The following is a 20,121-nucleotide window of genomic DNA, read 5'->3' as shown; positions in this document are numbered from 1 at the left end:
GTAGCGGCCTGATTACATCCGGCCGCTACACCTAGCTCCACCTTCAAACAAGGAATATCGTTGATGTCACTGTATCGCCGTCTAGTTCTGCTGTCTTGTCTCTCATGGCCGCTGGCTGGCTTTTCTGCCACCGCGCTGACCAACCTCGTCGCGGAACCATTCGCTAAACTCGAACAGGACTTTGGCGGCTCCATCGGTGTGTACGCGATGGATACCGGCTCAGGCGCAACTGTAAGTTACCGCGCTGAGGAGCGCTTCCCACTGTGCAGCTCATTCAAGGGCTTTCTTGCTGCCGCTGTGCTGGCTCGCAGCCAGCAGCAGGCCGGCTTGCTGGACACACCCATCCGTTACGGCAAAAATGCGCTGGTTCCGTGGTCACCCATCTCGGAAAAATATCTGACAACAGGCATGACGGTGGCGGAGCTGTCCGCGGCCGCCGTGCAATACAGTGATAACGCCGCCGCCAATTTGTTGCTGAAGGAGTTGGGCGGCCCGGCCGGGCTGACGGCCTTCATGCGCTCTATCGGCGATACCACGTTCCGTCTGGACCGCTGGGAGCTGGAGCTGAACTCCGCCATCCCAGGCGATGCGCGCGATACCTCATCGCCGCGCGCCGTGACGGAAAGCTTACAAAAACTGACACTGGGCTCTGCACTGGCTGCGCCGCAGCGGCAGCAGTTTGTTGATTGGCTAAAGGGAAACACGACCGGCAACCACCGCATCCGCGCGGCGGTGCCGGCAGACTGGGCAGTCGGAGACAAAACCGGAACCTGCGGAGTGTATGGCACGGCAAATGACTATGCCGTCGTCTGGCCCACTGGGCGCGCACCTATTGTGTTGGCCGTCTACACCCGGGCGCCTAACAAGGATGACAAGCACAGCGAGGCCGTCATCGCCGCTGCGGCTAGACTCGCGCTCGAGGGATTGGGCGTCAACGGGCAGTAAGGCTCTGAAAATCATCTATTGGCCCACCACCGCCGCCCTTGCGGGCGGCATGGATTACCAACCACTGTCACATTTAGGCTAGGAGTCTGCGCGGCAGAGCCGTGTGACCGGTTTTCTGTAGAGCACTGACGATGGCGGCGGCGCTCTCTGCAATTGGCAAGGCGTCGGCGCCAAGGATACCAATCTTGCGGCGCGCGGCGTGTTATGACGACTGGGGTGCATTTGAGCCGCCCCATTTAACCTTCGCCCTCACAGATACGCCATTCGCCTCAGATTTAGCGCCATGCAGACGAGCTTCCACTCGGCTTGCACCTTGTCCAGGCCCCTCATGCTGAACTGACGCAATCCCATCACCGCCTTGATCCAACCATTCGGAGCCTCCACGATCGACTTGCGCCGGCGGTAAGCTGCATCGCCTTGCTCCGTTTTCAATTTCGCCGCAATCGCCGCCGTATGCGGATGGGTCTTGGCATTGACCTTGGCATCTTCACGTCCCTCGCGGCCGAGGGCAACGATGACATCGCCGTGGTGATCGGCGACCTTTGCCAGAACAGCCTCACTACGGAATCCCGCATCCGCCAGCGTCTGGGCCGGCATTTCTCCGGTGTTGGCCTGAACTGCTGCCAGCATGCCCAGCAGCGCCTGACTGTCCGCGGCGCAGTTGGTCAACTCCGCCGCCACGATGATCTGGTGCTCGGCATCGACCGCTGTGTACCCGTTGTAGCTCTGCTCGGAGCCACCACCGGCGTGTTTCATGATCCGGCTGTCCGGATCGGTGAAGCTTTCCTGATCACGGTCATCCGGCACACCAAACTCGCGTTTGTACGAGCCACCGCCCTTGTCCGAGCCATCCGGATGGCGAGGCCGGCGGCCATCGTCTTCGCTGCGCCCCCGGGCCTGGTCCGCTTCACGCTGGCGCGCTTCCAGGCGCGCCTTTGCCGCCTGGATCGCCTCCAGGCGCTTCTCGCGGCGAGAAATCTCGGCAGGAATGTCCAGCTCCGGCTCGTTACGCTCCTGGTCGTCGGTAGCCTTGGCGCGATCAAGCAGCGCCTTGATCTCGCAATGCAATTCGTCCTCGGCCGGCTTCATGCGCTTATAGCTCATCGCCTTGTGGTCGCCATGTTTGGCGGCTTCGTATTCAGGTTCTTTAGAGAGATCCTTTAGATCGCCGTTCCTCACTACTGCCGGGAAGTCTCCCCAGGGAGCACGTTCGGCCTTATGTTCGGTCATGGTTTCAATCCCGGTCAGCGTCCCATATAGCCCCGAAACCTGCCAGGTGGGCCAAGATAGACCAGGCACCATAAGCAATAGGGCTAGGGTTGGTTTTGCTCACCCAACGCCTGAAGGTTCGGGTTCCCTTTCCGCTGCCTCTCTCACCAGGCAAACCAACGAGATCAGCGACATCAACGCCACTGAGAGGCTTACTAAGCCCTTTTCGTTGCCTAATCAGCTCCAACACCTCTTTGATTTCATCGGCGGTTGGAGCCTGCCAATCTTCAGCGAACGGCCTAAGCGTTTCAGGTCTAATCATGCGATAAATCCTCAAATAGCCCCGGTCAATGCCGGGGCTTTTTTATCAATGGGTAACGGTCGCGGCGGCCTCCCGATACGCCTTCAGTTCAATCAAGAGCAAGCCAAGCTCCCGCATCTTCATGCGCGGCATATGAACGGGGCGGCGGGCCGTCAGAGCGTCGCCAATGTGTTTTGCAAGTGATACAATATCCGTATTCATCGCGTTTATCCTCAAATTGACCGGTGAAAGCCCCTGTGATTGGTTGCAGCCATACCAGGGGCACCATTTCTTTTTCTACCTATGCACCTCCTTTAAGAGCCCCGGCCATCACCGGGGCTTTCTGTTGCTAGTCTATTGCGGCCAAGATGGCCTCTTTTTCGTCATGCTCACAAGCCCAATCCCGCAAGCTGTGATACAGCCTTGAAAACCGCTCCTGGTCAGCGCCTTCTGTGTGAAATGACAGATGGCTATAGAGGTAGAGGCAAGCGGTAATCCCGGCAGCATCGGCGCTCATTTGGCCACTAAAGTAGTTCATGGCCTCGATGTTCAGCATTTCATCACGACGCCCAGGAGCCATATAAAAGCCGCCGTTCGACAGCTCCCACATAAGCCAATAAGGGGTCGGTTCCGGCTGAGGGCGAAATGACACCCTAAGCGTTAGCTCTGTGTCGTTGCACGATGTCAGCGACGGTATTCTTGCTGATACCGAGCTCGCGTGCGATCCAGCGATAGCTGCGTCCCTCGGCCCTCATCGCAACCACCTTAGGCAAAAGTCGGTCTGATTTTGGTCGCACTCCGGCCTGACGACCAAGCCTCTTACCACGTGCCTTCGCAACAGCAAGGCCTGACTTGACCCGCTCGCTGATGAGATCCCGCTCAAACTCCGCAATGCCGGAAAGAAACGTCGCCAGCATTCGTCCATACGGCGACGAAAGATCGAACGCCATTCCATTCATGGCTATCACGGAAACCTTCCAGTTCTCCAGTTCACGTAGCGTATTGAGCAGATCGAGCGTCGAGCGCCCCCACCGGGAAAGCTCAGTGACCAGGATTGCATCAATTTGTCTGGACTGGGCAAGCGCCAGGACTTTCTTTCGCTCGGCCCGGTCGAGTTTAGTTCCTGAACCTGTTTCCTTAAATATTCCCACCACGTCGTAGCCGGCACGGCCGGCGAAGGCTCGCAGATCAAATTCCTGGCGTTCACAAGACTGATCCGCTGTTGAAACCCGGCAGTAAATGGCGGCACGATGTCCCAATTGAACCCTCCTGGATTTTTGTATCGGAACGCCCTGATTTATATGGGCTGGCTGTTGTCCAAAACAGACTATACTTCAAAAGGGACGAATTTGTATGTCACGACGCCATATTTTCACCGAACGGCAGCGAGCAGCGCTGTTCGATCTGCCCACGGACGAACTGTCGCTACTGAAGTTCTACACGCTGGGCGATGATGACCTGGAAAACATTAGGCAGCGCCGCAGACCGGAAAACAGGATTGGCTTTGCCCTGCAACTTTGTGCCTTACGATATCCGGGCCGTGCACTGGCTCCTGGTGAGATGATCCCGCGTGAAGTCCTTTCCTTCGTCGGTGCTCAGCTTGGAGTTCCGGCTGATGCGCTTCTCACTTATGCCACACGGCGCCAAACCCGTCAGCAGCACATGGACACGCTGCGCGAAATTTACGGCTACAAGACCTTCACGGGCCGTGGTGCCCGTGATCTGCGGGAGTGGACTTTCGGCCAGGCCGAAGATGCCAGATCAAACGAGGATCTTGCTCATCGTTTTATTGTGCGGTGTCGGGAAACTTCCACCATTCTGCCCGCAGTATCGACAATCGAGCGCTTGTGCGCGGATGCTCTGGTCGCCGCTGAGCGGCGGATTGAAACGCGGATTGCGGAAAATTTAACAGCGGATGTTCGCGATCACCTGGACAAACTTCTGAGTGAAATGCTCGCCGGCAATATCAGTCGTTTCATCTGGCTTCGCAACTTCGAGGTTGGTAACAACTCGGCTGCTGCTAACCGTTTGCTCGACAGGCTCGAATTTCTGCGTACCCTGAATATCAATCATAGTGCTTTGGCCAGCATACCTGCCCATCGCATTGCCCGGCTGCGTCGGCAGGGTGAACGCTACTTCACCGACGGTTTGCGTGACATCACTTCGGACCGCCGCTGGGCGATCCTTGCCGTCTGTGTTGTGGAGTGGGAAGCGGCGATTGCTGATGCCATAGTCGAAACCCATGACAGGATCGTAGGAAAAACCTGGCGGGAAGCGAAGCGCCAGCATGACGAAACAATTTCCGGCTCTAAAGCCACACTCACGGATACGATCCGTACCTTCACCGCGCTGGGAGCTTCGTTGCTTGAGGCCCGCAGTGACGGAACCCCGCTGGAGATGGCTGTCGCCAGTTCGGTTGCATGGGACCGGCTCGCTCAACTGGTAGCGACAGGGACTCAACTCAGCAACACGCTAGCCGATGAGCCTCTTGCATATGTCGGGCAGGGATACCATCGCTTTCGTCGTTATGCGCCCCGCATGTTGCGCTGTCTGAAGCTCGAAGCCGCGCCGGTCGCCGGACCATTGGTAGCAGCAGCTTTGTCGATCGGAGAGATGAAAGGTGTTGCATCGCCAGAAAGGCGTTTCCTGCGGCCCAGCTCCAAATGGAACCGTCATTTACGAGCTCAGGAAAAAGGAGATACCCGTCTTTGGGAAGTGGCGGTACTCTTTCACCTCCGGGATGCTTTTCGTTCCGGAGATGTCTGGCTCGCTCATTCGCGCCGCTATGGTGACCTCAAGCAGGTACTGGTGCCGATGATCGCGGCGCAGGAAAATGCAAAACTGGCCGTGCCTTCCAACCCACAGGATTGGCTGGCAGACAGAAAGGCGCGACTCACGATCGCTCTTAAGCGGCTGGCCCGGGCTGCCCGTAACGGCACTATTCCGCACGGTAGCATAGAAGATGGAACGTTGCGGATCGACAGGTTGACAGCAGACGTGCCGGATGGTGCCGAGGCACTCATACTGGATCTGTATCGCCGAATGCCGTCCGTTCGGATTACCGACATGCTGCTTGAAGTTGATGCAGCCCTTGGTTTCACAGATGCGTTTACCCATCTGAGAACCGGGGCTCCATGTCGCGACCGGATCGGTCTGCTCAACGTCCTGCTCGCTGAAGGGCTCAATCTGGGCCTGCGTAAGATGGCGGAAGCTACAAACACGCATGATTACTGGCAGCTCTCACGCCTTGCCCGCTGGCATGTTGAAAGCGAAGCCATGAACCAGGCATTGGCAATTGTGGTGGCCGCGCAGGGTAAACTGCCGATGTCACGCGTCTGGGGGATGGGCACGTCAGCATCGAGCGATGGTCAGTTTTTCCCGACAGCGCGGCATGGCGAAGCCATGAACATGGTCAATGCCAAATATGGTTCTGTTCCCGGCCTCAAAGCGTATACTCACGTAAGCGACCAGTTCGCGCCATTCGCTTGTCAGTCGATCCCGGCGACCGTGAGCGAGGCACCGTATATTCTCGATGGACTACTGATGAACGAGGTCGGTCGCCATGTTCGCGAACAGTATGCCGATACAGCAGGATTCACCGACCATTTGTTCGGAGCCAGTAGCCTGCTCGGCTACAATCTCGTTCTGCGAATCAGGGATCTGCCATCGAAGCGGTTGTACGTATTTAATCCCGATACGACCCCCAGGGAGTTACGCAAGTTGGTAGGTGGAAAAGCCCGGGAGGATCTTATCGTTGCGAACTGGCCTGATATTTTCCGTTGTGCCGCGACGATGACCGCTGGCAAAATCAGGCCCAGCCAACTCCTGCGCAAGCTCGCTTCTTACCCACGACAAAACAACCTTGCAGTTGCGCTTCGTGAAGTTGGTCGTATTGAACGGACCCTTTTCATTATTGAGTGGATCCTGGATACGGACATGCAGCGGCGTGCTCAGATCGGTCTTAACAAGGGAGAGGCCCACCATGCGCTCAAAAATGCGCTCCGTATCGGGAGGCAGGGGGAAATTCGCGATCGCACGACAGAGGGGCAGCACTACCGAATCGCTGGGCTCAATTTATTGACTGCGGTGATCATTTACTGGAATACCGTCCATCTTGGTCATGCCGTCACGGAGCGGCGGAACGAAGGGTTGGATGTTCCCCCTGAATTTCTTCCCCACATATCCCCATTGGGCTGGGCGCACATTCTACTGACTGGCGAATATCTTTGGCCCAAGGAACCGAAAGCTTAGGGTGTCATTTCGCCCTCAGCCGGAACCGACCCCAATAAGCCCCGCGATACTCGCGGCAGAGCCCTTTCATTTGCTGGTAAAGCATCGACTCGAAAACCACATAGAAACGGCCTACATAGCGGGGCATTGCAGCCATACGGCGAGGGGTGGCGACCAGGGAGCAGATCAGGGGATTAAGTTCTGTTTGCATCATCGGAGTTCTCCGGTATTGACCGTGGCGGGTGCCCGGCCTTCTGAGATATATAATAGGCCATTTTGGCCTATTGTGTCAAGCGGGTACAATAAAAAATAGGCCAAATCGGCCTACTTTTTTTCTCTCCAACTGAGCCACATTTTATTCAGCTCCAGGCTGCGGGCTGGCCAATCTGGCAGATTCACCGCATGGGCGCGGTAGTTGATCCGAGTATTCAGAGTGCAACGGGGAAAGGGGTTGGCCACCTTGCAGTAACGATAAAACAGACCGACGAGGCGAGCACCGTAACGATCACGCTCCCAGGTCAAAACGTTGTGCATATGCTCGCGGCGTTCGCGTATCCATTCTCGATAGAGTTGGTGAAAGGTGCGGTTAGCTGTGTGGATCATCGGAGTTCTCCGGTATTGACCGTGGCGGGTGCCCGGTCTTCTTAATTAAGATTATAGGCCAAAATGGCCTACTATGGCAAGAAAAAGCGCGCTCTACGTTAAAAAAATCACGTAGTCGCGGGGGATTGCCGCCAAGATTTCGCATAGCGTCGCCTGATTTCGTACGTACGAAATGGGCCACCTGGTCGAGCTGCTGCCGATGCCTGGTGAGTTGGCCACCTGGTTGATTTCCTTCTGGCGTCCAGATCTGAACTTGGCCACCTGGTCGAGCTGCTGCCGGTGCCTGGTAAGTTGGCCACCTGGTTGATTTCCTTCTGGCGTCCAGATCTGAACTTGGCCACCCGGTCGAGCTGCTGCCGGTGCCTGGTAAGTTGGCCACCTGGTCGAACTGCTGCCGGATCTAAAGGTGGAATATTAAGCAGGTAGTGATAGACTGAGATCCAGCATGGCTATACGCCTGCTAACCCCTCAAAAGAAAGCAGCCTCTAGGGCTGCCATCCGTTACGAAATCTCACTCACTTTGAAATAGCCATCTAAACGGCTTTACACCTGGCCGCCTGAAGGGCAACCGCTGAGGCTTCGCCATTAGTAATAGGGGAGGGACTTGTCTCACTGTTTTGTTGAGGTGAAGGCTTGCCCAGGCGATACCATTTAGCCCGGCTCATGCCCATAGCTTCCCAGGGCTTTTGCCTGCTCAATGAGTTGGCTTCATAGGCTTCACGCTCAAGCTGGCCAGCGGCGCGGCGACGTTCTTCATCACGCAGTCTATCGCGCTCTCTGCGGCGCTTCTGAGCCTCGTCAGTGCTGATAATCGTCTTCAGTTGCTCTTGTTCTTGCTGTGAGATCTGGAATAGGTTGATCAGCGTGTCGTTTTTGGGCGTGTATAGCGGTGCAAACGACTTTCCGCCGAACTCGACACGTTCCCCAGCCTCATAGGATTTCGCCTTGCTGTAGAGCGTCATAAGCTCTTTGGAGCGGTAAGACCAACGAGTATCCAGCTCGGAGGAAAGAGCGGCGGCCTCATGGTACATCTGGGCGCTGTTTGTTGCCCCGGAGAGAAGGAGAAAGTTAAGACGCCAGAAAAGATGCCTCATTCGCTCGCCTTCGTTGATTCCACCTCTGAGCTGGCCCAACTTGCGTAGGTCTTCCAGGGGGAACCGCAGAATTCGGAAAAAATCGTACGCTAAGCTAAGGAAGGTCTGAAAAAGCCCCCGCTCGAGAAATGCATCCCAGCAACCATGCGGGTTACAGAGCGGTGATTTCGCGAAACATGGGCTTTTTCAGAGCTTCCTTAGCGTTACGATAAAGCTAGCATGGAAACGATAGGTGCAAGCAAGTTAAGGGTTGCATCGCGCATGTCAATCTAGGCTATACCTCAACTGGGCGTCAGTCGGCTCACTGGCATCGCGTCAGACTAGGGCCGCTTTCTGCATTATCTGACGCCTAAACGTCAAACTCTATGGCCTCAACCTGACAGGCCGCATGCTTAGCGTACGATTTTGTCCGTTTTCTCTACCGTCCCCATCCAGGGGCTGATCGGTCGCCAGCGCGACCAGAACCGGCTTGAGGTTATCATTCGTGCAGCGGACTCCTGATACTGTTCGTTCAATAGACGACTGCACAACAGCCTTCAAACCGCGTTGTCTGGTGCAGTCGTCTTCTGAAAATGACAAAAACCGCCCCTTGCGGCAACTGTCCAACAAACCACCGTTTGCTGAACACTTGCCGGGTTACGATGAAACACCAACAAATGCCGCTCACTGCCTGCCCTGCCACGCCTTCACGGCCTCGGCCTGCGCCTGTGCCGCATATCCTTCATCGAGACTGCCGAAGGTGTCCGCCGCTACCTCGTCCATTAGGGTCTGCAAGGCCGTGTCGGCACTATCCGCTTGCGCAACAAGTTGGGCCTGTCGGCGGGCTTCCATCGCTGCCTCGGCGGCTTGCAAGTCCTCTCGGTCTTGCAGTTCCTCCACGATGTTTTCGCGCCAAGTCGCATCACTGCCCGCCTCGTTGCATAGCTCGCTGAGACGCTGCGCGGCATCCTCTGAACGAGCAAAAAGCCGCGCACATCGCAGGATGCGGGCGGCTTCTTCCGGGTTGCCTCTGGCTTGGTCGAACAAGAGCATTTCGCCCACGGCGGCGAGGGCTTCAAGCTCAAGCTGCTTGTCGTCGCCGCTCATTTCGCGTGCGCCTTGTGCGCCTCAACGTAGGAGCGCAAAACAGCATTCATGCGCGACTGATAACGCTTGCCGGTGTGCTTGAAGAACTCCAACACTTCGGCATCAATGCGCAGCGTGATTTGCTTCTTGGTGTGGGGCAATTGCTCCGCTGCCTTCATCCAGACAGCATCAGGCAGATAGGGTGCATCGCTATAGTCGATCTGCTCATCCGGCATCGAGGCCACGGCATCCAGTCGCGCCTTCTGCTCGGCGCTCAACTGTGGCGGCTTCTTGAGGTCAAGAGTTCGCTTCACGATATTGCTTTCTTTCGTCGGCATTTGCTTTCCTCGCAGAGATAAGGCGGATGGTTTCCTCGTGTCGGACGGTGTAGACCACATACAGGACAGCCGAGTAGGCAAGCCCAATCGTTGCCCAACGATCTTCCCCGTAGTCCTCGCGTCCGTCGTAGGCTTCAACCCGCCCGGAGTCGTAAAAAACAAGCTCGGCATCCTCGAAGGAAACGCCGTGCTTTTTCAGGTTTCGTGCCGCTTTATCGGCGTCCCATTCAAGTTCCATTGTGTTCTTATTGTAGCGTCTTTTTGTAGTTACATCAAGTCTTATCGACTCATGCCGGGTGAGTTGTCGCGCTCGATCTTCTGCGCCTTGGCCTGCTCCTGCTGGCGTACAGGCTCGCGCCCTTCCAGCTTCTCCCACTGCTGGCGGTACTTCCCAAGCTCGGCGGCTTGCCGGTCGCCTGCGGCGCTGTAGGCATAGCGGGCGGTGCGCTGCGCGTAGTCGTTCCAGTCGCGCCCCTCGTCCTTCTGCCGGGTGGCCGGGGCGCACTGGCGGATAGCGCCCTCGATGGCGGCTTGATCGTGGCCGGTAACGCGCATCCGCACGGCAATCATGGAATCCACGCGGGACAAGTCCACCTCGCCGCCACGCTGCCGCTTGATCACGTCGCGGTAATGCCGCTGGTAAGCGTCGATCGCGCTGCCGCTGGCCGCTGCAAGCTCCAAGGCGGGCTTGGCTTTGCTGCGTTCTGGCTGCTGCGCCTTCAAGGCGGCCTGACGCTGATACTCGGCGTCGATCTGGCTGGACAGGGCCAGCGCCTTGACGCACTCGCGGCGCTCGGCCTTGAGCAAGCGCACTTCGGGATAGCTGCCGTCCTCGCGCTGGTGCTTGGGCTTGCGATTCTCGTAGCCGGGTGCGCGGTGCGGGTGGATGGCTCCCGATAGCTTCGGGTCGCCGTATTCACGGTTCAGGGCATCGCTCAGCCGGTTGCCCACGTCCTTGTCGTGGGCCGTCCCCAGCTTCGGCACGGTGATGATGGCCTGATAGTTGCCGGGGCTTGATTCCAGCACAACGGCGGGCCGGTAGCCGTCACGGATAAGCCGCTCCAGCTTCTCCCGGTTCATGTCGTCGATGAGGATGTGATGCTTCTTGTCCGATAGTGGCGTGTAGTAGAGGTTTTCGCCCCGGCGCTGTAGGCGCAGCATCTCCGGCGTGCGCTGCTCGATCTCCTGCGGCGTGAAGCCCCGCGTGATGCCGTCCTTCTTGTCGAGGATGAAGGTTTGCTTCCTTCCGTCTGCCTGCATCTTGATGGACGTTACCCGGTAGCGCTCCGCGCCTACCGCTTCCGCGTACAGCTCAAACTGCTTTAGCTGCTCCGATTTCATCGCCTGCGCCCTCTCCTGCTGTATCCGCTGCCGCTCCTGCTGGATGCGCTCCTGAAGCTCAGGATTCGTGATCTTGAAACCGTGCTCTGCTGCTAACTTCGCGCACATGGCCTTGTATTCGTCGTTCCCGGTTACGGTGAAGCTGCCCCACTTCTGCGCCGATAGCTGCAAGGCGGCAAGCGTGCTGTCCCGGTTGCGCCAGTCGTGAATATCGATGCTTTTTCCCTTGTCCACGAAAGACACACCCCCGCCCGCCCCCGCTTCTTCCTTCCGGCTGTAATGCACCTGCTGGCCCACGATTTCAGGCTGATAGGCGCGGATGTCTCGCGGCGTCGGCGGCTCGCCGCTCGCGCCCTCGATGCGCTGCGGCTCGCTGGCGCGGTGCCGCCACTGCTCGGCAAGCTCCGGGCTTTTCTGCATCCGCTGCCACTGCTCCAGGTCGGGATAGGGCCGGAACTGCTGCCGGTGCTGCTCGCGCTGCTTCTGGTGCTTCTCTTTCAAGGCTGCTTTCTCTGCGGCCTGCTCGGCGGCAATCACGCTGCGCATGGCGTTGAGCACTTCGCCCTTACCCTTCCAGTTGCCGCGCATGAGTTCATCGCGGCGGGCTTTCTGCTGCTCGGCAATCTGCTTGCGCTCCTGCTCCTGCCGCTTGTCCAGTGCCAGCTTGGCCGCGTTCTTTTCCGCGTAGTGCGCCTTGCGCCCGGTGATGTAATCCTTCCATCCCGGCACGTCTGGCTTGATCGGCTCTGGCTCGCGCTGTGCTACCTGCTGACGCTGCGGCGGCGGCTGGTAAGCTCCGAGTCGCTTTTGTAACTTGGATAGGCTCGCGTCCCGGTCTGCGCTGCTGGCCTTCACGCCAACATCACCGACAAAGAGCGTCGCCCCGCTGCCTGTTTTCTCGTAGCGCATCCCCTTGGCTGCTAACTCGCGGTGCAACTGCTCCCACGTCTGCGCCTTTTTGATGATCGGTGCGCCGTCCTCAATGGCGATGCGTTCGGCGGATTTCTCCCCGGTGCGGTTTTCCATGTCGCGCTTCGGCTGGGCTGGCTGGCGCGGCTTGTCCTTGTCGATGTGCTCCCGGCCTAACTCACCATTCTCCAACACCTGATAACGCCCGTTCTGCTCACGCTGCCAGCCTTGTGCGTTCTCGATTCGTGCTATCGCCTTGTGCGCTGCCTCAATGTCGAAGCCGTTATTGATCTTCACCACCTTGAGCGTTTCAGGATGCACGCGGTTGATGGCAAGGTGCAGGTGCAAGTTGTCCGTGTCGGCGTGCAAACCATAGATGGCTTGATGGTCTTTAACACCTAGCTCATCCATGAAAATGCTTACCGCTTCTTCGACCTGCTCCGGGCTGGGCTGCTCGCCTTCTCGCCAACTCAGGACATAGTGATTGATCGTGTCCTTGCTTCGCACTGCCTCTTGTGACAAGGCAATCATTTCTGCCGTCTGGCTCTGTGGTTCATCGGTGATGAATCCACGCGCCCCGGCATGGATGCACTTCTCCTGCGAGTTCTCACGCTCCGGCTCGCGGATGTAGTCGGTTAGGCGAGAAACGCGAACCGCCTTGCTTGCTGCCTTCTGCGGGTTCTTAACCTTCTTGACGATCACGGCTCAGTTTCCCGATGTAGGCTTTCAGGGCCACAAGTGCCCCGGCTGTGTCCTTGTTGTAAATGCCTCCGCTTTCGTTGTGGATGTGCTTGAGCAATCCACCGATGCGCCGCAGCTCCTTGAGCATCACGGCGTCAGCGTTGGCAATGATCGGCCTGCCGAAGTAGCGGCGGCGGACAAGCTCGGACATGCTCAACCCGGCAAGGTCGGCATCCTCTTTCAAGCGGGCCTTCTCCGCTGCGGTCAGCCGTACATTGATAACGGCGTCCAGCGGTTCCGGCCCCTGCGTTTCAAATGGCATCGTGTCTCCTTCTCGCCGGGGCGGGGGGCGGGGTGTGTCTTGGACAGTAAGAAGCGAGAGCGCCGCACTGTCCGGGGTCAAGGGGATACCCCTTGCAGGATAAGCCAGACCGTGAGAAGCGAAGCGCCGAATGGGCAGGCGTCCGTTGGAACCACGTGGCGAAGCCATGTGTGTTACAACGGTCATCCTGTATTGCTCATCCGCTCTACTATCGTATCAGCAGTTTAAGTGCACGGGACGCACTTTGCAACAAGCACAAATGGCGCTATGCTGTCAACTCCGCAACAAGTAAGCAAAGGAGTTAGCACGATGAAGCATACGACAGAACAGCTAGAGGCTATCGCTGCAAAGCTGCGAGAGATGCCGCCAGTCGAGAAAAAGAAGCAAGAGCACAGCAAGCAAAATGCCGTGCGCATACTCTCGAAGGAAATCGCATTGTTGCAAAAGCGTGGATACACGCTTGACCAGATTTCCGAGACGCTGCGCGGTGAAGGTCTGAGCATCGCAACTCCAACACTCAAGAGCTACTTGCAGAGAGCAAAGCCAGCGAAAAAAGCTCCGGTGCAAGCACCGGGAGACACACCCCTCCCCCTCCCCCTCCCCGCCGTCAAGAAGCCTGCGGATACATCAAAGACGACATTCACCCCGAAACCTGACAGCGACGACATTTAAGGAGTAAGCAACATGGCGAAAAGCATTTACCTGATCGGTGGCAGCAAGGGCGGCGTTGGCAAGTCGCTTGTCACGATGGCAACGGTTGATTACCTGCAAGAGCGCGGCGAAAGCGTCTTGCTGATTGAGTCTGACACCTCTAACCCGGACGTATGGAAAGCCTATAAAGAAAGCACGGAAACGGAGCTTATCAATCTGGATGAGGCGGACGGATGGATTCAGCTAGTGAACTTGTGCGATAGCAAGCCGGATAGCGTCGTGGTAATCAACACGGCAGCACGGAATAACAAGGGCGTGAGCGCCTACGGTGAAACACTGAATAGCACGCTTGAAGAACTCAAGCGGAAGCTGGTCACGCTGTGGGTGATTAACCGCCAACGGGATAGCCTCGAACTGCTCAAGGAATACATGGACGCAATTCCGAATGCGGATGTTCATGTGGTACGCAATGGACACTTCGGGGAAGAAAATAAGTTCGAGCTTTACAACGGCTCCAAGCTGCGCACGGCGGTAGAGGAACGCGGCGGGAAATCGGTGACATTCCCGGACATGGCCGACCGTGTGAGCGATGACATTTACAGCAAGCGCATGAGCATTGCGGTAGCACTCAAGGAATTGCCCATTGGCAACCGTGCGGAGCTTACGCGGTGGCGCAACGAGGCCAAAAAGGTATTGGAGGCCGTAGTCCATGAGTGACCTAGACGACAGCTTTGCAAAGCTGCTCGGCAGGCAACCTAGTGACGCGGAGCGGCAAAGTCTTTACCGAGTTCGGGATGCACTCGGCCTGAAAAACAATGATGCGCTGTGGCTGGTGCTCATGGCCTTGCAACACTACCAAGGCCAGTATGAGAAGTTCCCGCAAGCGATAGCACAAGCAGCCAAAGATACCTTGGTCAATTTCAAGGTAACGGCGGATGCAACCGTGAAAGCATCAGCGGAAGCAGCCAAGGCGGATTTGGCGCAAGCGGTAGCAGCAGCAGCGCAAGAGGTCGCGCACAACACATCAGCAAAGCAGATGTGGCAGTGGGCGGCGGGCTGCATCGCCGTGGCCTTCCTGTGCGTCGGCCTGTTCGGCTGGTACATGCACAGCAGCGGCAAGGATTCGGGCTATCAGGCCGGATACGGCGCCGGATACGGCGCGGGATACACCGAAGCCAAGGACGAGAAAGCGGCGGCGGCATGGGCCAACACGCCAGAGGGGCGCTTGGCCTACCGCTTCGCTCAAACGGGAAGCCTCGCCAGCTTGGCGAAGTGCGATAGGCCGGGGTGGTACGTCGAAAAAGGCGTGTGCTACGTCAAGCCCGCATCGGATGGCACCTACGGATGGAGGTTGCCATGAGAATCAAGATCAAAGGAGAAATCACGGCAGAACGCCTAGCGGAAGCACTGCACGCAGCAGCAGAAAAATACGAAGCTGTGAGGCCGGGGCACAAGGTCTATGGGGCCAATCTTTACCTCACGGCATTCGATGCGGATGGTCTGCCTTTCGATCTGGTAGACCATCGCGGCGAACCGCTTTCGATCACCATCGAGGCCAAGTCTGGCGAACTGGTAAAACCAGCACTCACAGCAGAGGGTGAAGCACGCCGACAGAAAGCCAAAGAGGAAGCACGAAGGCAAGCTGAAGAAGCGGAAGCTGAAGCACAGCGCAGACACAGGCAAACCTTAGACGAATACGAACAGGAGCGGCAAAAACGACGGAAAAAGGAAGCCGAAGCAAGAAAGCAATTTGAGGACGCGAACGCAATCACTGCCGAACTCTTGAAAACCATGCCGGAACGCTTCATCGACGAACTGAACAAAACCGTGCAAGGCGTTTGGGACGACCTCAAGCCAACCGAAACGCAAGGCAAGAAGAAGGGCCAGCCGAAAGCACTACCAGTCTTTTCCGTCCATGCGGACGGCCTGTTGCTCTCCGTCGAGACATGGAAGAACCCACGCCGGGTGCTCAATCCGCTTTGCACACTTCAGCACGGAAAAATAGCCCCATTCTGGATGCACGAAGCAGCGTGGTTAGAAGCCATGTGTGGGATGCGAATAAAGATTCATCCGTACAAATAAAGTCTCATTCTTTGAAATAGAGTTTCATCCTAAAACAGAGGGCAAAGCCTCCTGCGGGACGGTGGCCACTTTCGGCCCTGCCGGTCGCCGTCCGTTCGTGCGGCGCTGCAAGTATCGCAGCACACCCAGCGTCATGCGGGCGTCGGCAAGGGCGCGGTGTGCGCCGTCCTCTGCCACGCCGCAGTCGGTCGCAGCCTCGATCAGCTTCAACCATCGCCAGCGGTCGCGGCTCCGGTCGTACTCTCCATGCCACTCGGCATACATCAGCATCGCGCAAGCGGTCGTCAACACTGGCGCGGTGATTCCGTGTATCTGATAGGTCTGCCGCAGCAAGCGCGCATCAAAAGCGACGTTGTAGGCAACGACGGTTCGGCCAGCAACGGCGGCGGCGTACTGCTCGGCCACCTCGGGCCAGCTCGGCGCACTGGCCACCATGGCGTCGGTGATTTTGTGAATCGCTGTCGCCTCGACCGGGATTGGCCGGGTCGGGCGTACCAGCGTGTCGAGGATCGGTGCGCCGGTCACGTCGAGTATGGTTATCTCGCAAATCTCGGCGTCATCACCGAGGCCGGTGGTTTCGGTGTCGAGCACAATGCAGCCTGCGGCGATCAGGTCTTTTGCCTGCGCTGCGACGTGCTGGCGACGGACTTGGGCACGCCCAGGCATCCAGCGCCACGGCACGCACTCGGCTGGGTTGTACACATCATAAGCCCCCTGACCTTGCCAGACACTGCCAGCGGGCTTGGTGTTTAGTCCCGGCATGAGGCGGAGGCGTTCCTTGAGGTGCTTACGGCATAGAAGCCCCTTGGCCTCTGCTTCGGTCGGGGTGAGGTGTTTTCGGGTTTTGGGCATACGCCCCCCTTGTTGGTGTCTCAGTCCCGGCGGTAGTGGGCGACGATTCAGACGCTCGAAAGTATGAGACTTTATTTTCACGATTCAGGCCGCGCCCAATGCCACGCGATCCTTTCAGAATGACACTTTACCCGCCTGCCAAGCCTGAGTCTTTCAAAACAGTCCTGAAAATTGGCGTAGCTTAGGATGGGACTTTATTTGCATCCCACAGCTTCGCTGTCTGCGGCCTCTCTCGCCCACCATGCAGGCCGGGCGGCTGCGGATGACAGCGCCCCCACGGCCCACAATGCAAGCTCCTGATCGCCCAGGCTGGCCGCCTGCACGAATACCGCGCCAAGCTGCCGCAGTTCGTCGTGCAGGGCTTGAAACTCGGCGGCGGTTGGCATCACTCCCCCCCTTTCCCTTTCGGTGCCTTGGTGGCCTTCTCGGCGGCCTCGGCCTTGTCCTGCTGCCGTTGTAGCGCCTCCAGTTGCCCGGCCAGCCGTGCGGCCTGCTCGCGGGCCTCTGCTGCCACCTTGCGGGCGTCGTCGCGTTCTGCTTGCACCTGCCGGGCTTCCTGCGCGGCAGCGGCTCGGGCTTCTTCGTTGGCCTGTGCCGCCTTGGCGGCCTGCTGCTCGATCTGCTCGACGCGGGCCTCTGCGCGGCTCACACGGTCGGCGCACGCCTCCAGCTTGGCGGCCAGCACGGCGGCCTGTTGTTCGGCGGCGGTGCGGCCCTGCTGCGCTTCGGCCAGTGCGGCGCGTAGGCGCTCTATCTCTGCGGCCTGCTCACTCACGCGCTCGGCCTGTGCCTCGATCTTGAGCCGTGCCGTTGCCACCTCCACGCGGGCGGCCTCTGCCGCCTGCTGCTCGCGCTCGATGCGCTGCTGTGTCTCGGCCAAGTCGGCGGCCTGCTGGGCGGCTTTGCCTGCCAGCGTGTCGCGCTCACTGGTCAGCACGGCCACCTGCTCGGCCAGCTCGTCGCGCTCGGCCTCCAGCGCCTCGCCTGCGGCCCCAAGTTCGGCGGCCTCGGCCTGCGCTTGCTGGAGTTCTTGCTCTTTCTCGGCCCGCGCCTTCGCTGCGGCCTTCTCGATCTCGCCAGCAATGGCGGCAGTCAGCGCCTGCGGCAACTCCGGGGCCGCAACGGCAGCCACCGGGCGGGCCTCACGCCATTGCACAAGATGCTTGTGGATCGTGTTTGGCGACCCGGTGCCGCCCAAACGCTCACGGATCGCATTGATGGTGGGCTGTTGCCCGTCGCCCACGAGGGCGTCAGCGGCGGTAAAAACTTGATCCCGAGTGATGCCTTGACGTGCCATGATCCTTTCTCCTTTCGTATCGTATTACTGTATTTCGTATTGATACGATATTATACGACTATACAGTACGATACACAAGCGGTTTTCGTAACGTACCGCTGCCCGGTCGGCTGCTCGTTTTGGGTGAAACACCGTGTCCGGGAGGCGCTGACGCCTCGCCTTCGGCTCGTTGTCGGCCAGCCGTCGAACGAAAAGCGGAGCTTTCCGCCCGCCGCCCGGCTCCACTTGGGCAAAGCGGCCAGAAACGGGCCTACAGCGCGTTTTGAGAGGGTGGGCAAAGGGGCAGGCAGGGACACGTCGAGAAAACGCCGCCACGGGCCGCCTGTGAGGTCGTCCGCCGTCCGGGTTTTCGAGTGGAGAGGGGGTCAAGCGAACCGTGGAATAAATGGGGGGTAGCCCGTAGGGGGGCACCGTTTATGCCGCGAAAGTCGCTTGATGCCCTCGGAGCGCCCCGAGCCTCACGGCGGCGAGTGGCCCCCGGCAGGGCCGCCAGAGGCATCTTGCAAACACGATCAAGGCGACAGACGTTTGACCGCATCCACAAATGACAATCTGAACAGGTGCATGGTCAGGTCGATGGCACCGCCACCCTGCTCTTTCCGCGTGTCGTACCACTTCGGCCAGGTCGCCAGTAGCTCAACACCGCCGCCACCAATGGACACATTCAGCCGCACCGTAGCCGCGTCTTTCACCGGCACAAAGTCAGGATCACGCTTCCAGTACAGGCCCAGCCGGTCTAGCGTTTCCTGCACCGTCATTGCTCGCAACGAAGGTACTCAAAGGCAGGCGCTACGCGCCGGGCGTAGGCTTCGCCATTAGTAATAGGGGAGGGACTTGTCTCACGCTTTGCGCTCCACCTTGGCGGCTGTAATAGGGGAGGAACCTGTCTCACAGGCTGGCATCGGCTTACCTGCTCGATACCAGCTTGCCCGGCTCATGCCCAAGGATTCCCACGGCTTCTGACGGCTCGCGGAATTGGCCTCATAGGTCGCACGATCGACGGCCCCAGCGGCACGCCTGCGGGCTTCGTCGCGCTTTCTGTCTCGGTCGCGGCGGCGCTCGGTCGCCATGTCCCGGCTGATGAGCGTGCGCAGCTTGCGCTGCTCGTCGTCGGTGATGTGAAACAGGCTGATAAGCGTGTCGTTCTTGGGCGTGTAGAGCGGCGCAAACTGCTTGCCGCCGAACTCCACCGTTTCCCCAGCTTCGTGAGCCTTGGCCTTGGCGTACAGCGTCATAAGCTCGGCGCTGCGGTAGTTCCACCGTGGGTCAAGCTCACGGGCCAGCGCGGCGGCCTCGTGGTACATCTGGCCGGTGTGCGTCGCACCTGACAGCAGCAGGAAATTCAGCCGCCAAAACAGGTGCTGCATCCGCTCGCCCTCGGCCACGCCGCCGCGCAGCGCGGCCAGCGTGCGCAAGTCCTCCAGACGATCCCACGCCAGTTGCCGCCCGTTGAGCGTGCGCAGGTTGCCGGTTTGGCCGCCCGGCAGCAGCTTGAACTGGCGACGGTCGGCGCGGGCCTTGCGGTCGGCCTCGATGTCCCAGCGGGCCACCGGCAGTAGCGCCTCGGCCAGATACTCGAAGTTGTACCGGATCGGCTCGCCGTCCGGGCCTTGCTCAACGTGGATGACGCGGCAAACCTCGCCGCTCTTGCTGTTCACCGTATTGACCAGCCGCAGCACGCGGCTTGCATCCTTGGCCGCTGGATCAGCGCCCAGCCCGGCCAGACGGTCGATCAGGTAACGCTGGCAGGCATTCCAGCGTGGCAGCGCCTGACGCGGCAAGGTGCCATCCAGCAGCCACTTTGCTTGCACGCCACGGCCAGAGAAAACGAGGATCGACGGCGGCGGCACGCCTTCGTCGTAGCAGCGGAACATGACAGCGGCGGCCAGTTGCTCGGGGCTGCGCCCCTGCGCCCACGGCTCGCGGTAGGTGTCCAGATCGGCGAACAGCAAGCCGATGCGGGCCAAGTTGACCACGCGGCGATTGGGCTTGATGAACTCGGCCTGAGACAGCCACGTATCCCGGCTGTGGTCGAGCATGGAGAGCACCACGGGCATCTGTGACAGCCGGTAACTGTCCTGCTTCTTGCCGCTGCCCTCGCCCGTCGCCATGAGCAACGAGAAAAAGCCCTGTCGGGCTGTGTCGTGATAGCAACCCGCCTCATCGGCTGGGCTGAAAAGTCGTAGCTGTGCTTGCCCCAT

General features: G+C 59.0%; 20 protein-coding genes and 4 pseudogenes. 6 read left to right on the top strand and 18 right to left on the bottom strand.

Annotated features, from left to right (window positions below; genetic code table 11):
* Positions 1–63: 63 nt before the first annotated feature.
* Positions 64–945, top strand: a complete 882-nt coding sequence (locus ACM0M4_RS31655; protein ID WP_004199234.1) for a carbapenem-hydrolyzing class A beta-lactamase KPC-2 — start codon at positions 64–66, stop codon at positions 943–945.
* A gap of 249 nt (positions 946–1,194) precedes the next feature.
* On the opposite strand, the pseudogene ACM0M4_RS31650 reads toward ACM0M4_RS31655, so the two are convergent.
* The 5 genes and pseudogenes from ACM0M4_RS31650 to ACM0M4_RS31630 all read right to left on the bottom strand — a co-directional run.
* Positions 1,195–2,058 (bottom strand): annotated as a pseudogene (locus tag ACM0M4_RS31650) (IS1182-like element ISKpn6 family transposase); the annotation flags it as partial.
* 121 nt (positions 2,059–2,179) lie between these two features.
* Complete coding sequence (locus tag ACM0M4_RS31645; protein ID WP_013213987.1) at positions 2,180–2,476, bottom strand: transcriptional regulator; 297 nt, start codon at positions 2,474–2,476, stop codon at positions 2,180–2,182.
* Positions 2,477–2,521: 45 nt separating this feature from the next.
* On the bottom strand, positions 2,522–2,677 hold the full coding sequence (locus ACM0M4_RS31640; RefSeq protein WP_013213988.1) for a hypothetical protein: 156 nt from the start codon (positions 2,675–2,677) through the stop codon (positions 2,522–2,524).
* 127 nt (positions 2,678–2,804) lie between these two features.
* A pseudogene (locus tag ACM0M4_RS31635) lies at positions 2,805–3,074 on the bottom strand (antirestriction protein); the annotation flags it as partial.
* Positions 3,075–3,108: 34 nt separating this feature from the next.
* Positions 3,109–3,714, bottom strand: a complete 606-nt coding sequence (locus ACM0M4_RS31630) for a recombinase family protein (RefSeq protein WP_000509966.1) — start codon at positions 3,712–3,714, stop codon at positions 3,109–3,111.
* Positions 3,715–3,808: 94 nt separating this feature from the next.
* On the opposite strand from ACM0M4_RS31630, the gene ACM0M4_RS31625 reads away from it, so the two are divergent.
* A complete protein-coding gene (locus ACM0M4_RS31625; RefSeq protein ID WP_001553819.1) occupies positions 3,809–6,706 on the top strand; it encodes a Tn3-like element Tn5403 family transposase in 2,898 nt (965 codons plus the stop codon).
* 31 nt (positions 6,707–6,737) lie between these two features.
* On the opposite strand, the pseudogene ACM0M4_RS31620 reads toward ACM0M4_RS31625, so the two are convergent.
* The 8 genes and pseudogenes from ACM0M4_RS31620 to ACM0M4_RS31585 form a co-directional block, all read right to left on the bottom strand.
* Positions 6,738–6,899 (bottom strand): annotated as a pseudogene (locus ACM0M4_RS31620) (hypothetical protein); the annotation flags it as partial.
* Positions 6,900–7,009: 110 nt separating this feature from the next.
* Positions 7,010–7,288 (bottom strand): hypothetical protein, encoded by a 279-nt coding sequence (locus ACM0M4_RS31615; RefSeq protein ID WP_013213990.1) that lies wholly within the window; start codon positions 7,286–7,288, stop codon positions 7,010–7,012.
* A 533-nt stretch (positions 7,289–7,821) separates the two neighbouring features.
* Positions 7,822–8,439, bottom strand: a pseudogene (locus ACM0M4_RS31610) (hypothetical protein); the annotation flags it as partial.
* Positions 8,440–9,045: 606 nt separating this feature from the next.
* Positions 9,046–9,468 carry an antitoxin MazE-like protein gene (locus ACM0M4_RS31605; protein ID WP_015060223.1) on the bottom strand — a complete coding sequence of 141 codons (423 nt, stop codon included), beginning with the start codon at positions 9,466–9,468 and terminating at the stop codon, positions 9,046–9,048.
* The gene (locus ACM0M4_RS31600; protein WP_045286807.1) at positions 9,465–9,785 is read right to left on the bottom strand and encodes a BrnA antitoxin family protein; all 321 of its coding nucleotides are present in this window, start codon (positions 9,783–9,785) and stop codon (positions 9,465–9,467) included. The genes ACM0M4_RS31605 and ACM0M4_RS31600 overlap by 4 nt, the downstream gene beginning before the upstream one ends.
* The gene (locus ACM0M4_RS31595) at positions 9,745–10,023 is read right to left on the bottom strand and encodes a BrnT family toxin (RefSeq protein ID WP_015060221.1); all 279 of its coding nucleotides are present in this window, start codon (positions 10,021–10,023) and stop codon (positions 9,745–9,747) included. Before ACM0M4_RS31595 ends, ACM0M4_RS31600 begins: the two co-directional genes overlap by 41 nt.
* Positions 10,024–10,064: 41 nt before the next feature.
* Positions 10,065–12,737, bottom strand: a complete 2,673-nt coding sequence (traI, locus tag ACM0M4_RS31590) for a TraI/MobA(P) family conjugative relaxase (RefSeq protein WP_033996285.1) — start codon at positions 12,735–12,737, stop codon at positions 10,065–10,067.
* On the bottom strand, positions 12,718–13,038 hold the full coding sequence (locus ACM0M4_RS31585; RefSeq protein WP_021029055.1) for a plasmid mobilization protein: 321 nt from the start codon (positions 13,036–13,038) through the stop codon (positions 12,718–12,720). The genes traI and ACM0M4_RS31585 overlap by 20 nt, the downstream gene beginning before the upstream one ends.
* A 309-nt stretch (positions 13,039–13,347) precedes the next feature.
* Here ACM0M4_RS31585 and ACM0M4_RS31580 point away from each other — a divergent pair, with 309 nt between their 5' ends.
* Genes ACM0M4_RS31580 through ACM0M4_RS31565 form a run of 4 tightly spaced genes read left to right on the top strand, consistent with a single transcriptional unit; the run spans position 13,348 to position 15,771 of the window.
* Complete coding sequence (locus ACM0M4_RS31580; protein ID WP_268064951.1) at positions 13,348–13,710, top strand: protein mobC; 363 nt, start codon at positions 13,348–13,350, stop codon at positions 13,708–13,710.
* A 12-nt stretch (positions 13,711–13,722) separates the two neighbouring features.
* A complete protein-coding gene (locus tag ACM0M4_RS31575) occupies positions 13,723–14,406 on the top strand; it encodes a mobilization protein (protein ID WP_015060218.1) in 684 nt (227 codons plus the stop codon).
* Positions 14,399–15,049, top strand: coding sequence for a DUF6753 family protein (locus ACM0M4_RS31570; protein WP_015060217.1), 651 nt, complete (start codon positions 14,399–14,401; stop codon positions 15,047–15,049). The genes ACM0M4_RS31575 and ACM0M4_RS31570 overlap by 8 nt, the downstream gene beginning before the upstream one ends.
* Positions 15,046–15,771: an OfxX fusion product gene (locus ACM0M4_RS31565; protein ID WP_210967818.1), complete on the top strand. Its 726-nt coding sequence runs from the start codon at positions 15,046–15,048 to the stop codon at positions 15,769–15,771. The genes ACM0M4_RS31570 and ACM0M4_RS31565 overlap by 4 nt, the downstream gene beginning before the upstream one ends.
* A 24-nt stretch (positions 15,772–15,795) precedes the next feature.
* Here ACM0M4_RS31565 and ACM0M4_RS31560 read toward each other — a convergent pair whose 3' ends face one another.
* From ACM0M4_RS31560 to ACM0M4_RS31540, 5 genes are all read right to left on the bottom strand, one after another.
* Positions 15,796–16,623: a 3'-5' exonuclease gene (locus ACM0M4_RS31560; protein ID WP_011270172.1), complete on the bottom strand. Its 828-nt coding sequence runs from the start codon at positions 16,621–16,623 to the stop codon at positions 15,796–15,798.
* Positions 16,624–16,817: 194 nt separating this feature from the next.
* The gene (locus ACM0M4_RS31555; RefSeq protein ID WP_210967817.1) at positions 16,818–17,009 is read right to left on the bottom strand and encodes a hypothetical protein; all 192 of its coding nucleotides are present in this window, start codon (positions 17,007–17,009) and stop codon (positions 16,818–16,820) included.
* A complete protein-coding gene (locus ACM0M4_RS31550) occupies positions 17,009–17,920 on the bottom strand; it encodes a DNA-binding protein (protein WP_226453196.1) in 912 nt (303 codons plus the stop codon). Before ACM0M4_RS31550 ends, ACM0M4_RS31555 begins: the two co-directional genes overlap by 1 nt.
* A 512-nt stretch (positions 17,921–18,432) precedes the next feature.
* Complete coding sequence (locus tag ACM0M4_RS31545) at positions 18,433–18,678, bottom strand: hypothetical protein (RefSeq protein WP_119024898.1); 246 nt, start codon at positions 18,676–18,678, stop codon at positions 18,433–18,435.
* Positions 18,679–18,759: 81 nt separating this feature from the next.
* Positions 18,760–20,121: a RepB family DNA primase gene (locus ACM0M4_RS31540; RefSeq protein WP_226453195.1), complete on the bottom strand. Its 1,362-nt coding sequence runs from the start codon at positions 20,119–20,121 to the stop codon at positions 18,760–18,762.

This window comes from Pseudomonas sp. 18-147 (genome assembly GCF_051048045.1).
Classification (GTDB): Bacteria; Pseudomonadota; Gammaproteobacteria; order Pseudomonadales; family Pseudomonadaceae; genus Pseudomonas; species Pseudomonas aeruginosa.
This window is presented reverse-complemented; position numbering and strand designations above follow the sequence as displayed.